Consider the following 13396-nt stretch of genomic DNA (forward strand, 5'->3'; position numbering starts at 1 on the left):
CATGCCCTCACACGTCCTCGAGACATCGAAGCGGACTCCGCTGTACCTCACCGTTGCCGTCCTGCAGTTGTTCGTCGTCGAATTCCTCGTCGCCGGCACGTGGCGCGGTCACTACAGCTACTCCGCCAACTTCATCAGTGACCTCGGCGTCCCGTTCTGCGGCACGGACGGAAACGCGCCGTGCAGCAAGACATCACTGCTGATGGACGCGTCGTTCGTGGTGACCGGACTCGCCTACATGGTTGCCGCCGTCCTCTGGCACCGCATCGAACGGGTGCTGCCGCCGGCCCCTGTCGTCTTCCTGGTGGTGGCCGGGATCGGCGGAGTAGTGGTCGGTCTCGCGCCGTCGAACACGCACTGGGAACTGCATTCACTCGGCGCCACGCTGTTCCTCATCTTCGGCAGTCTCTTCACACTGACGACGGCACTCACCGTCTGGCCTCGGATATCCGGGCCGGCAAGGTACCTCGCCCTCGCACTCGGGGTCCTCGGACTGGTGGGGTACTTCTGCTTCACCTACTCCTGGGACCTCGGACTCGGCGTGGGTGGTGTCGAACGGGTCGCGGCCTACTCGGCGATCCTGGGGTTCGTCGTGTGCGTCCACCTCGTGACACAACTGCAGCCGGTTCGACATTCGGCCGTCGTCCGGGTCGGAGACAGTGCCGGTGCATAGGCAGCTGAACCGTCCACGCAGAACCCGCGCCGTGTCTGCGGCCACGGTGTTCCTCGCGCTCGTCTGCATCGGCGCCACCGGGTGGTACGCGTCGAGCGATGTCGCGCAGGCATCGAGGAAGGGCGAGTCTGTGCTCATGTTCGACGATTTCGTCGGGCCCGCCGGAACCGCGCCCGACCCCCGCTACTGGGGACACGCAGTCGGGGGAGGAGGCTGGGGAAACGACGAGGCGCAGGTCTATACGGACGATCCCGTCAATTCCCGGCTCGACGGCGAGGGCAACCTCGTGATCGAAGCCCGTCCCGACGGGTCGGGTTACACGTCCGCCCGGCTTGTCACCCTCGACCGCTTCGCATTCCAGTACGGACGGGCCGAGGCCCGCATCAAGCTGCCGAGCGGACAGGGCCTGCACCCGGCGTTCTGGTTGATGGGCACGGACGTCAACCGTGTGGGCTGGCCGCAGTCGGGGGAGATCGACGTGATCGAGACGATCAACGACGCGGCGTTCTACCACAGTGCGCTGCACGGCCCCTCCGCGGACGGCACGCCCTGGGAAGTGAAAGCGGAAGGCAGCGGGAACATGTCGGAAGATTTTCACGACTACTGGGTGGAGCGGTCGCCGGACCGGGTCACGTTCGGTATCGACGACGCGGTGACCGGCGAGTTCTCGCGTGCCGACCTGGCCCCGGGGCAGGAGTGGGTGTTCGACAAACCGTTCTCCCTGTTGCTGAACGTCGCCGTCGGGGGACGGTGGCCGGGCGACGTCGGAGCCGACACGACGTTTCCCGCCACGATGCTCGTCGACTGGGTGAGGGTCACCGATGAGTGATCTGCTCACTGCGGAGCGCCTCGACACCAGGGCTCCGGAGCTGACCCGGTACTACGACGTCGCCGCGCTGGCCTCGGCGGTCGCGGGACTGACGTCCCTGGCGCCGCTTCCGTCGTCGGTGAGTTCGGTGCTACTGACGGTGTTCGTGTTGGTCGGACCGGGTCTCGCGATCGTGACATGGATGCGGATACCGGTCGCCGCAGCCGTCGCGGCCGTCCCCGTTCTCGGACTGTCCGTGGTGACTGCGGCCACCACCGTCGTGGCCTGGTTCTACCGATGGCCCGCGACGGGTCTGCTGCTGGTGATGGTCCTTGCCGTCGTAGTGTCGGCGCTGCGGCATCGGTGGCACGACACCGGCGCCGAGCCGGTTCGCGCGGTGACCGTGCAGCAGGTGTCGCTGCGTCTGTCGCAATGGTGGCACGTTGCCCGCCGCAACCGGCCCCTGATCCTCGTTGCCGTGGCGCTCGCCGTGTGGGTGGTGGTTCTCTTCGGGCTCGGCTCCACTGCGTACTCACAGTTCGGTCTGCTGTTCGTCGGCAGCGGGCCCGGCCTGGTGGTGTGCGCGCTGATGATGCTCGGTGCGTTCGTCTGGGCTCTTCGCAAGAGGGCTGTCGGGACCGGCGCCGTGGCCGTGCTCGGCGTGATCGTGGTGGAACGGCTCACCCCGACCCTCATCACCGACGTGCCCATCTACGGGTGGACGTACAAGCACCTCGGCGTGGTCGACTACATCCAGCAGTTCCAGACACTGCCGCCCAAGGGCGTCGACATCTACGGCGAGTGGCCGGGCTTCTTCACCGCGTTCGCGTGGTTCGGCGACATCACGTCCGCGGACATGATGTCGATCGCCCACTGGTTCGCGCCGGTGATCCACGTGCTGCTGGCGGTCGTGATCGCCGCGATCGCCCGGCTCCTCGGGTTCGGCATGCGGGTGGCACTGACGGCTGCGATGGTGGCGGAACTCGCCAACTGGGTGGGGCAGGACTACTTCTCGCCGCAGGCCATCGCCCTCGTCATGGCGCTGGGTGTGGTGGCACTGCTGGTGGTGTCGACGGAGCACCGCTCTGCGGCGTACCTGTCGATCCTCGTCTTCGCCGCTCTGGTGCCCACCCACCAGCTGACCCCGTACTGGCTGTTCGGCGTGACAGTGGCCCTGGCGGTGACGCGGAAGATCCGTCCGTGGTGGATCCCGGTTCCCTACTTCGCGATCCTCGTCGCCTATCTCGTTCCCCGGCTGGACATCGTGGCACCGTACGGGCTGCTGTCCGGTTTCAACCCGGTCGACAACGCCGCCAGCAACGTGACCGCCGTCGGCACGTTCGGGAAGATCTTCACCTCCGCCGTGTGCCGTTCCCTGTCAGCGGGCATCATCCTGCTCGCCGTGGTCTGTGCGATCGTCCTCTGGCGTCGCAAGCGTCCCGCCTGGGTCGCGACCGTCATGGCGTTCAGCTCGTTCGCGCTGCTGGCCGGTCAGAGCTACGGCGGTGAGGCGATCTTCCGGGTCTATCTCTACGCCGTGCCCGGGTGCGCGATTCTCATCGCGCCGATCCTCGTGGACGCCCTCACGATCAGGTTCCGGTCCGGATTGCTCCGTCGAGTCGTCCCGCTCGGACTCGCGAGCGGACTGGCGTACGTGACGTTCGCGGGCCTGCAAGGCTATTTCGGGCTGTGGTCGCTGGTCATCGGGTATCAGTCCCAGGTGACGTTCGCAGCGGACATCCTCGCGAACGAGAAGCCGCCGGCGACGATCATGTCGCTCTATCCCGCCGGTCTTCCCACTCGGGTCAGCGCCGACTACATCAAGTTCGCCGTCGTCGACAAGGACTTCGATCAACCTCTGCTGGCCTTGCCCCCGGCCGTGCTGGAGGGCTTCCCGCACGGCGGCCAGATCGAGATGCTCACCGCGGATGCGGCGGAACGCGCCGGCGACACGTATCTCGTGTTCAACACGCAGGGCACTGCCGCCATCCGCTACTACGGCTACCTTCCGGACGAATCCGTCGAGAACTTCGAGGACCAGATGCGGTCCAGCCCGGACTGGTCCGTGTACGCGCAGGACGACAACAGCACGATCTTCCGTTACACGGGGCCGCGCCGGTAACGGCCACGTCGCGTATTCGGTCACGACCGGTCGCGGCGACGCCTAGCATCGGCACATGCGGCGGATGCGCTCGGCCCTGGTCGAGATTGCGTTGACGTGCTCGGTGGCGCTGTGCGCGCTGTCCCTCACCCCGGCTGTTGCCGCCGCCGTGCCCGGCGGTGGAGCCGTCCGGACCGCCTACCCCGGATACACCGTGATCGGCAGCGACGAATTCGACGGACCCGCAAACGCGGCACCCAATCCACTGTTCTGGGGCTACGACCTCGGCGGCGGTGGGTGGGGCAACAACGAGAAGCAGGTGTACACCGACTCCCGGCAGAATTCGCGGCTCGACGGCAACGGTCGCCTCGTCGTCGAGGCCCGCAGAAACGGTGGCGGATTCACGTCGGCTCGACTCGTGACCCGTGGAAAGTTCGAATTCACGTACGGGGTGATCGAGGCACGGATTCAGGTACCGTCCGGTCCGGGAATCCATCCCGCGTTCTGGACGCTCGGAAGCAACATCACCAGAGTCGGGTGGCCTGCCTGCGGCGAGATCGACATCCTCGAAGTGATCGGGGACGGTTCGCGATACCACGCGGGAGTGCACGGCCCGACCGTCGGCGGCGGGCACTGGGAACGCTCGACGGACGGCTCTATCGGTGCGAACCTCAGCGCAGGTTTCCACGATTACGCCCTGATCAAAGCGCCCGGCCGCATCTCGGTGGGCATCGACGGGAACATCGTCGGCACGGTCACCACGGCGGACCTGCGACCCGAGGAGCGCTGGGTGTTCGACGCCCCGGCGTACCTGCTGCTCGATGTGGCCGTCGGCGGGAACTGGCCCGGACCGGTCACGTCGTCGACACGCTTTCCCGCCACCATGCTGGTGGACTGGGTGAGGTTCTCCCATTGACGTCCGGGACGCGCGAGTTTCGGGTGTGAATAGAATCAGCTTCATGGCCGTGTCGAACTCAGAGTGCCGCTGCGGCCACCCATTCGCCGCTCACGAGCACTACCGCAAGGGCACGTCCTGTGCACTGTGCGACTGTCCGCGGTTCCGGCGGCCGCTTCCCCGGTTGATCCGGAAGCTCGTCGGCCGCTGACCGCGATCCGCGCACGTAGTGGTGCGGATCGGGCAGCGATGTCGAACGCTCGTGCTCGCCCGTCGGCCTTACGGTGACGACGGAAACATACTACGGGTATCTTTCTGGACTATATTTCAATACGTGCGTCGTGCAAAGATGGATGTCTGGATACTTTGAATCCAATAATTCACTGACGGCAGGCGGCAGTTCGGGTGGTGACGATGGGACATCGTACAGCCGAGCGGGTGGGGACCTCGTCGAGTGCCCAGGCCGTGTGGAGAGGCGGTCTGTGGGCGATCGCGGTCGCATTCATCGTCCCGTCGCTGCTTTTCGCGGTGGGGTGGTGGTCGGGATGGGATGGAGCGTTCACGACGATCGTGATTGCCGACGTGAGTTTGCTGGTGTTCGCTGTGCTCGCCACTGCGTGTGCCGCCTGGGCTGCCTGGGTAGGGCGGGGCATGGTGCGCCACAGCTGGTCGGCGTTGGCAGGTGGGCTGGCGGCGTGGTCGGTCGGTCAAGCCATCTGGTGCTACTACGTGGTGAAGGAGGGAAGTGATCAGATACCGTTCCCCTCCGCGGCGGCTGCGGCGTATCTGTTGTTTCCGGTCGGCGCATGCGCGGCGTTGTTGCTGTTCCCGGCCGGTGACAGCGGACACTCCCGTACCCGGCTGATTCTGGACGGAATCATCGTGGCCGGTTCACTGTTCGTGGTGTCGTGGGTGAGCGTGCTCGGCCGCGTGTACCACGCGGGGAGCGACACACCGGCCAGCCTCGTGTTGTCCCTCGCCTATCCTGTCGCGGACCTGGTGATTGCGACGATGGCGATTGTGGTGCTGACCCGAGCGGTGGCCGGGCAACGCCTGACCCTGGGATTGCTGTGCATCGGGATCATCCTGATGGCACTGTCTGCCAGCGCAGTCTCCTACCTGACCGCGCTGGGCACCTATCGCAACGGCGGTGTGACCGACCTGGGCTGGGTGGCCGCCTTCGTCGCGATCGGGCTGGCGGCACTGTCGGGCACCCGCACACCGTCACCCGAACCGGTCCCGGTGCAGATTCCGTCCCGGGCACGGTTGTGGTTGCCGTACGTTCCGTTGTTGCTGGCCGTTGCCGTCGGCCTGCAGCGGGAGCTGCCCGGACTGGGCTCCGGCCCGATTCCCGCTGCGATCATGGTCCTGGTGTTCGCCTTGCTGGCACGGCAGTTCATCGTGTTGGCCGAGAACCGGCGGTTGTTGCTCACCGTCGCCCGACAGGCCTTTCGCGACCGACTGACCGGACTGGCGAACCGTGCGTTGTTTCTCGACCGTCTCGACCAGGCAGTGCAACGCCAACGGCGGGAACTGACACCGATCGTGGTGTTGTGTGTGGACCTCGACGATTTCAAAACAGTCAACGACAGCCTCGGCCATCCCGCAGGGGACGAGCTGTTGATCCGCGTTGCCGAACGGCTCACCGGGTGCATGCGGAGCACCGACACCGTAGCCCGGCTCGGAGGTGACGAGTTCGCGGCCCTGGTCGAAGGGAGCGTCGAGGATGCCCTGTCGGCCGCAGATCGGGTGCTGGAGGCATTCATCCCGCCGTTCGTCATCGACGGTGTCGCGCTCTCCATCCGTCCCAGCATCGGGCTGACCATTGCCACCTCCGAGGTCCCCGGCGCGACCACCGAGAGCCTGCTCAAACAGGCAGATTTGGCAATGTACGCGGCCAAACGCTGCGGCGGTGGCTGCCTTCGCAGTTTCACGCCGAATCCGGCCGGCTTCGAGGAGTTCGACGGGCGACCCTATGTCGACCACCACGCCTCCCGCACCATCGACACCCGGCACGGGGAGATCGAGAAACTGCCTCGAGCCGTGGAACCCGCAACAGATCAGACGCTCTCGGGGTGGGGTACCGCAACTGGATTGACGTCGGCACACAGCCGAACACGGCCATTTCGGACCGGCTGGGTGTCGCCACCCGGTCGGTCACGGCGCGGTGTGACGGCGGTGTTCGGGATTCTGCTGATTTGTGCGGTCCTGTACGGGATCTCGATCGCGGTAGGTGATCAGGCCGGCTGGATGGTGCTACACGAGGCGCTCTACGACGGATTGACGCTGTCGGTCGCCTTCGTGGTCGCCGCTCGCGCGTGGTGGGTGCCGGCCGAGCGCCAGGCGTGGTGGCTGATCGCGCTGGGGCTGACAAGCTGGTGCGTGGGCGATGTCGTGGCGATGTCGTGGGTGCCTGAGGGCCAGTCCCCATCGGTGGCCGATCCGCTGAAGTTGGCGTTCTACCCACTCGTCTACACCGGGCTGGTGTTGCTCCTCCGCGCGCGAGCGCGGCGGCTACCGGCAGAGATCTGGTTGGATGCCCTCACCGCCGGGTTGACGCTGGCGGCTCTGGCAGCGGCCCTCGCATTCGGTCCGATCGAGTCGGTGGCGAGCGGGTCACCCGCAGCGGTGATCGTCGGGTTGGCGTACCCGGTGGGAGACGTGCTGCTCCTCGCGCTTGCGGTCGGAGCGCTCGCAGTGCTGGGTTGGCGTGCCGAGCAGCGGTGGGTGCTGCTGGTTGCAGGGTTCATGCTGTTCGCGGTGGCCGACACCGTTTACCTGTTCCGTAGTGCTGACGGCTACGTCGAGGGCACGTGGATCGATGCGCTCCCGCACGCCGCGGTGGTGCTGGTGGCCTTGGCCAGTTGGCGGGCCCCCGGCCGACGGCGATCCAATCAGCTTCCCGGACTGGCTATCTGGGTCCCCCCACTGGTGTGCACCGCTGCGGCGGTGGGCCTCCTGGTGCTCGACCACGATGCGAGGCTGTCGCGGCTCGCGGTGGTTCTGGCCGCGCTCAGCCTGGTCGCGGTCGCGGCCCGATTCGCAGTGACGTTCCGTGAAGTGGTCGTCCTGACCGACAGCCACCGCGAGGCGAGGACCGACGACCTCACGAACCTGGCAAACCGGCGGGCAATCACGGCCGCGTTGACGGCCGAATACTTCGACCATGTGGCACAGCCGGCCGGGCAACCCCACCGCATGGGTCCCGGCATGCTGCTGATGGATCTGGACCGGTTCAAGGAGATCAATGATTCCTTCGGACGGTACGTGGGCGATCAATTGCTGCGCCAGGTCGCGGACCGGCTGGCGCGGTCGGTGCGACCGGGTGATCTGCCGGCCCGGATAGGTGGAGACGCGTTCGCGGTCCTACTCCCGTCAGGGATCGATCTTACGGAAGCCCGTGCGCTGGCTGGTCGTCTCCTCGACGCGTTGCGCGAGCCGTTCCACCTCGATGAGATCACCGTGCACGTCGAGGCGAGCATCGGGATCGCCCTCTGCCCGCAACATTGCGCCAACCCCCAGGACCTTCTTCAGCGCGCCGGGGTGGCGATGTATCGGGCCAAGTGCGACCGCCGCGCGCTCGAGGTGTACGACGCCGCCGAGTACCAACGCAGCATCGAGGAGAGGCAGTCCATCGAGGAGTTGCGCACAGCGATCGCCGGCGACGAGCTCACGTGCTACTACCAACCGAAGGTCAGCGCGTGCGACGGGCAGGTGCACAGCGTCGAGGCTCTCGTTCGATGGGAGCACCCTCGCCACGGCCTACTCCTGCCCGATCAATTCCTTCCTCACGCCGAACAGTCGGGCCTGATGCGCCCACTGACGACGAGAGTGCTGGAGCTTGCCCTGGGTCAAGCGCGCACCTGGCTCGATCGCGGGATATCGCTGACCGTCGCGGTGAACCTGTCGGTCACGAATCTGCTCGACGCAGACCTGGTTGCCGAGATCGACCGGCTCTTGAAGGACTTTCGATTACCCGCCGACGCACTCATCCTCGAGATCACCGAAAGTGTCCTGATGACCGACTACATGCGCGCCAGAAGGGTGGTCGAGGCGCTGCAGGGTCTGGGAATCGGATTGTCGATCGACGACTATGGCACCGGGTGGTCCTCCCTTGCCTATCTGCAGGACCTTGCCGTCGATGAGCTGAAACTCGACCGGGTCTTCGTCGCCCGCCTCGCCAGCGACCCTCGATCCGTCGCGATTGTGCGATCGACCGTGGAGCTCGCGCACAGCCTGGGCGCGTCTCTGGTCGCCGAAGGTGTCGAAGACGAGGAAACCCTGAGGGCCCTGCGTCGATACGGCTGCGACGTCACCCAGGGGCATTACCACGGCCGCCCGCTGCCCCCCGACCAGCTCGACCTTCGGTTGCTCGGCCGGCACCGTTGATGCGATACGACTGTCCGGTGCGTTGATCGGGAGGCTCTACGTGAACAGGCCCTGACCCCAGTACTGCCCCTCGGCGAGGCCGGGCGGGCAGGCGAAGAGGGCGGAACCGACGTGCTGGATGTACTCGTTCATCGCGTCGTTCCTGGACAGGTTGAGCTGCATCGGCACGAACTGTTCCTGTGGGTTGCGGCAGTAGGCGATGAAGAAGAGTCCGGCGTCGAGGTGGCCGAAACCGTCGGAGCCGTCGGTGAAGTTGTATCCGCGACGCAGGATCTGGATGCCGCCGAGTTCCTGAGCGGATGCCAGTCGCACGTGCGCGTCGACGTCGATGACGGGGTCGTGACCCTTCTTGGAATCGAAGTCGAGTTCGTCGAATTCCGCCTTGCCGCTGAGGGGGGCGCCGGTGCCCTTGGACCGTCCGATCACGCGTTCCTGCTCGCCGAGCACGGTGCGGTCCCACTGCTCGATGAGCATGCGGATCCGCCGCGCCACGAGGTACGCGCCGCCGCCCATCCACGCCTGGTCGTCGTCGGACGCCACCCACACGTGCTGGTCGAGGACGCCGGGTTCCTCGGCCTTGATGTTGTTCGTTCCGTCCTTGAACCCGAACAGGTTTCGCGGCGTGTCCTGGGTGGTCGACGTCGACGAGGTGCGGCCGAACCCCAGCTGCGACCACCGGACGGAGGCCGTCCCGAACGCGACGCGCGCCAGGTTGCGGATGGCGTGCACGGCCACCTGCGGGTCGTTGGCGCACGCCTGGATCGCGATGTCGCCGCCGCTGCGCGCCGGATCCAGGTTGTCCGCCCGGAAGTGCGGAAGCTCTTCGAGCGCCGCGGGTTTCTTGGACGCGAACCCGAAGCGGTCGTCGAACAGCGAGGGCCCGAACCCGATGGTGAGCGTCAGCTGGGACGCCGGCAGGCCGAGCGCCTCCCCGGTGTCGCTGGGCGGAACGTAGGCTCCGTCGCCGATGGCACCGTCCGGGGTGGCCTCCTCGCCCGCGGTCATCCGCTGGGCCATCTCGGTCCACTTCTTCAGCAGTGCTTCGAGTTCCTCACGGGACTTCGTGGTGACGTCGAACGCCACGAAGTGCATCCGGTCCTGCGCGGGTGTCACGATGCCCGCCTGGTGTTCACCTCGGAAGGCGACGACGTCGGCGTGCGAGAGCGGCGGTTCGGCGGCGGTGGCACGCCCGACCAGTGCGCCGGCGCCGGCGAGGGCGGCTCCCGCCCCGACGGCGCCGAACAGACGTCGTCGGGACACTCCCTTGCGCTCGTCCACCGAGGTGGTCGTGTCGGTCGTACCGGTCGGATCAGTCATGATTATGCGCCTGCTACCACGCCCTGGACCTGGCTGACCTCGGCCGAGAGGGCGTCGATCTTGCGCGACAGTTCCTGGCGCTGTTGTTCGTTGACAGTGTCGTAGAAGACGAACCCGTCACCCTGGCGGTATTGAGCGAGTTCGGCATCGAGGTCCGCGAAACGCTGGGTGATGTTCGCGGCCAGTTCGGGATTGCGTTCGTCGATGATCGGCTGCAGTGCGGCGACCGCGGCCTGCGAGCCGTCGACGTTGGCCTGGAAGTCCCACAGGTCGGTGTGCGAGAAGATGTCTTCCTCACCGGTGATCTTCGACGTCGAGATCTCGTCGAGCAGTCCCTGCGCGTCGCCGGCGATCTTGGTGGGATCGATCGTGTAGTCCTCGGCGTTCACCTGGTCGGCGAGGTACTGGACGTCGACGACGAGTTGGTCGGCGATCGCGTTGGTGTCGGGCTGGGGACCGGTGACCCACAGATCCTTCTCGAGCCGGTGGAAGCCCGTCCATTCCTGCCCGGGTTCGAGGTCGGCCTCCCGCAGGTCGAGCTTGGGGTCGAGTTCGCCGAAGCTCTCCGCCTCGGGCTCGATGCGCTCGTAGTAGGTGCGGGAGACGGGGAAGAGTGCCTTGGCCTGATCGATGTTGCCGGCCTTGACGGCGTCGACGAACTGCTGCGTGGTGTCCTGCAGGGCCACGACCTGACTGCGGATGTAGCGGCGGTAGCCGTCGGCGGCCTCGGCGAGCTGTCCGCTCTCGTCGGAGGCGCTCATCGAGTCTCCGGTGACGGTGAACTCCTGGCGGATGCCGTCGCCGACCATGCCGGGCTTGCATGCGAGCTGGTAGGTGCCGGCGTCGGGCAGCGACACGATGAGCTGGCGGGTGAGGCCGGGACCGATGTTCTCGACCTCGCCCATCGCCCGGTCGCCCTCGGCGAATACGTAGAACTCGGTGACCTTGGTGCCGTTGTTCGTGACCTGGAACGTGCTGTTCCCGGTGGTCCCGGAGTCGGCGCTGACGTCACACGTGTCGTCGCTCGCGGTGACGGTGATGTCGTCGGTGCTCGCGGTCGACTTCTCGGTGCAGCCGGCGAGCGCCAGCGGCAGTACGGCGACCGAGGCGAGGGCGAAGGTGGTTCGGCGCGTGGTCTTCATGGGCGGAAGGTGCCTTTCATGAAACGGTCTCGTCGGGGGTGGGGGAGGCGGTGCGCTCGGGTGCCGCGGGGGCCGGTGTGGGTGCGGCGACGGGCCGGAGGAACAGGAAGAGGACCACGACGACGTACACGACCCAGGCGACGGCCTGCAGGACCGTCGGGTCGGGCCGGAAGTTGAAGATGCCGGCCAGGACGGTGCCGTACCAGCTGGACGCGTCGTAGCCGTCCGAGATGTCGAAGGCGAGTGCCGAGCCGCCGGGCAGGACTCCGCCGATCTGCAGGGCATGAATGCCGTACCCGAGGATTCCGGCGGCGACGATGATCAGGAAGATGCCGGTGTACTTGAAGAACTTCGCGAAGTCGAGCCGGACGGCGCCGAAGTACAACAGGACCGTCAATATCGCGGCGGCGACGATACCGAGCAGGAGGCCGACGAGAGGCCAGGCGCTACCTGCTGTGTTCTCGGCGTACCCGACCATCAGGAGCGCCGTCTCGACGCCTTCCCGGCCGACGGCGAAGAACGCAAGGGTGAGCACCGCGATGGGCCCCGCGACCAATGCTTTCTCCATGCCCGCCTTGAGGTCGTGGGAGATGGTCCGCGCGGCCTTGCGCATCCACAGCACCATGACGGTGACGATCGCGACCGCGACGAGGGACGCGACGCCGGCGATGACCTCCGCGGTGAGTCCGGTGACGGTGGACGTTCCGTAATGGATGACGAGGAAGATCGCGGCCACCATCGCGACGGCGATACCGACGCCGAGCCAGACCCACTTGAGTGCGTCCTTGCGCTCCGCTTTCACGAGGAACGCGGCAAGGATCATGACGACGATGCCTGCCTCGAGGCCCTCGCGCAGACCGATCAATCCACTGCCGAACAGCTGTGTGGCGATCGACGGCGCGGTCCCTGCGGCGAGGACTGACATGCACACTCCTGGGCGAGGCGGGGTCGAGCCGAGTGGTCCGCAAGGTTGGGTAGGCAACCTTGCAGTAGGCAAGGCGAACCTTAGCCCTGAAGAAAAACATACACCGCGCCTGCTAATCCGAAGAAGCCCTCACCAGCACTTTTACAACCCTTTACCTTTGGTGTGTTGCCTTGCCGCGACCCGGCGCGGTGCGGGTGCCGTCCCGCGTGGCCGGGATCGACGAGTTTCGTGTGGATGATGGAGACGTGAACCGATATCCCGCGCGGCCGAAACGTCGTTCCCGATGGCCCGGACCGCTGTTCGCTCTTCTCGCGGCGACGGTGGTCGTGGTTCTCGCCTACGGCGCATGCTCGCGGGAGCAGCAACCGAGGATCGCGATTCCGGAAGGCATCCCACCCGGGCCCGGCGCGGCGACCCCGCCGATCGACATCAACGCACCCGGGCGTTCGGCGGATCAGCTGCACGGATGGTCCGCCGGGCTGGCCGACTCGATCGGCGTCGGGAGTACCGCGCTCGAGGCGTACGGCTACGCGGCGACGGTGATGGCCGAGACGAAGCCGGAATGCGGAATCGGGTGGACCACCCTCGCCGGAATCGCGAGTGTGGAGAGCCGGCACGGCACCCACGCCGGTTCGGCGGTCGGGCCCACCGGGCAGGTGACGCCCGAGATCCGGGGTATCCCCCTCGACGGGGGACCTGGTGTCGCCGAAATCCCCGACACCGACGGCGGGGCGATGGACGGTGACCCGGTGCACGACCGCGCGATGGGTCCACTGCAGTTCATTCCCGAGACCTGGAAGCGGTGGGGGGTCGACGCGAACGGTGACGGCGTGGCCGACGCCGACAACATCGACGACGCGGCGCTGACCGCCGCCCGCTACCTGTGCGAGCGTGGCGGCGACCTCACCGCTGCGGAGGGCTGGCAGTCGGCGCTGATGGCCTACAACCTGTCGGGGGAGTACCTCACGCTGGTACGCGACCGGGCGTCCGCCTACTCGGTCGGGGTTCGCCCGTAATCCTTCCACCACCACTTTGTGACGTGATCGGCGCCACATCGATGGGTGTCGTGCGGACGGCTCGCCGTCCGCGGGGCGCGCCATCCCGCGCCGGTTTCGGTGTGCCGTTACGCTGTGTGCTGGCACGATC

At 66.8% G+C, this 13396-nt stretch carries 9 protein-coding genes; 6 read left to right on the forward strand and 3 right to left on the reverse strand.

Annotated elements, in window-relative coordinates; all coding sequences use genetic code 11:
• Nucleotide 1 precedes the first annotated feature (1 nt).
• The 5 genes from CJ177_RS02085 to CJ177_RS02105 all read left to right on the forward strand — a co-directional run bounded on the left by CJ177_RS02085 (nucleotide 2) and on the right by CJ177_RS02105 (nucleotide 8866).
• Nucleotides 2-673, forward strand: coding sequence for a DUF998 domain-containing protein (locus CJ177_RS02085; RefSeq protein ID WP_095867181.1), 672 nt, complete (start codon nucleotides 2-4; stop codon nucleotides 671-673).
• 31 nt (nucleotides 674-704) lie between these two features.
• A complete protein-coding gene (locus CJ177_RS02090; protein WP_095867182.1) occupies nucleotides 705-1502 on the forward strand; it encodes a glycoside hydrolase family 16 protein in 798 nt (265 codons plus the stop codon).
• On the forward strand, nucleotides 1495-3603 hold the full coding sequence (locus CJ177_RS02095; protein ID WP_095867183.1) for a hypothetical protein: 2109 nt from the start codon (nucleotides 1495-1497) through the stop codon (nucleotides 3601-3603). Before CJ177_RS02090 ends, CJ177_RS02095 begins: the two co-directional genes overlap by 8 nt.
• 55 nt (nucleotides 3604-3658) lie before the next feature.
• Nucleotides 3659-4498, forward strand: a complete 840-nt coding sequence (locus CJ177_RS02100) for a glycoside hydrolase family 16 protein (RefSeq protein WP_095867184.1) — start codon at nucleotides 3659-3661, stop codon at nucleotides 4496-4498.
• A 393-nt stretch (nucleotides 4499-4891) separates the two neighbouring features.
• A complete protein-coding gene (locus tag CJ177_RS02105) occupies nucleotides 4892-8866 on the forward strand; it encodes a bifunctional diguanylate cyclase/phosphodiesterase (protein ID WP_095867440.1) in 3975 nt (1324 codons plus the stop codon).
• Nucleotides 8867-8902: 36 nt separating this feature from the next.
• On the opposite strand, the gene efeB is transcribed toward CJ177_RS02105, so the two are convergent.
• The 3 genes from efeB to efeU are packed head-to-tail and all read right to left on the reverse strand — an operon-like array spanning nucleotide 8903 to nucleotide 12250.
• Nucleotides 8903-10183, reverse strand: a complete 1281-nt coding sequence (gene efeB, locus CJ177_RS02110) for an iron uptake transporter deferrochelatase/peroxidase subunit (protein ID WP_061041488.1) — start codon at nucleotides 10181-10183, stop codon at nucleotides 8903-8905.
• A gap of 2 nt (nucleotides 10184-10185) precedes the next feature.
• A complete protein-coding gene (gene efeO / locus CJ177_RS02115; RefSeq protein ID WP_061041487.1) occupies nucleotides 10186-11325 on the reverse strand; it encodes an iron uptake system protein EfeO in 1140 nt (379 codons plus the stop codon).
• Nucleotides 11326-11341: 16 nt separating this feature from the next.
• Nucleotides 11342-12250, reverse strand: coding sequence for an iron uptake transporter permease EfeU (efeU, locus tag CJ177_RS02120; RefSeq protein WP_061041486.1), 909 nt, complete (start codon nucleotides 12248-12250; stop codon nucleotides 11342-11344).
• 245 nt (nucleotides 12251-12495) lie between these two features.
• Here efeU and CJ177_RS02125 point away from each other — a divergent pair, with 245 nt between their 5' ends.
• Nucleotides 12496-13266 (forward strand): lytic transglycosylase domain-containing protein, encoded by a 771-nt coding sequence (locus tag CJ177_RS02125; protein WP_037179302.1) that lies wholly within the window; start codon nucleotides 12496-12498, stop codon nucleotides 13264-13266.
• Nucleotides 13267-13396 lie beyond the last annotated feature (130 nt).

The organism is Rhodococcus sp. ACPA1, from assembly GCF_002300195.1.
Lineage (GTDB): Bacteria > Actinomycetota > Actinomycetes > Mycobacteriales > Mycobacteriaceae > Rhodococcus_F > Rhodococcus_F opacus.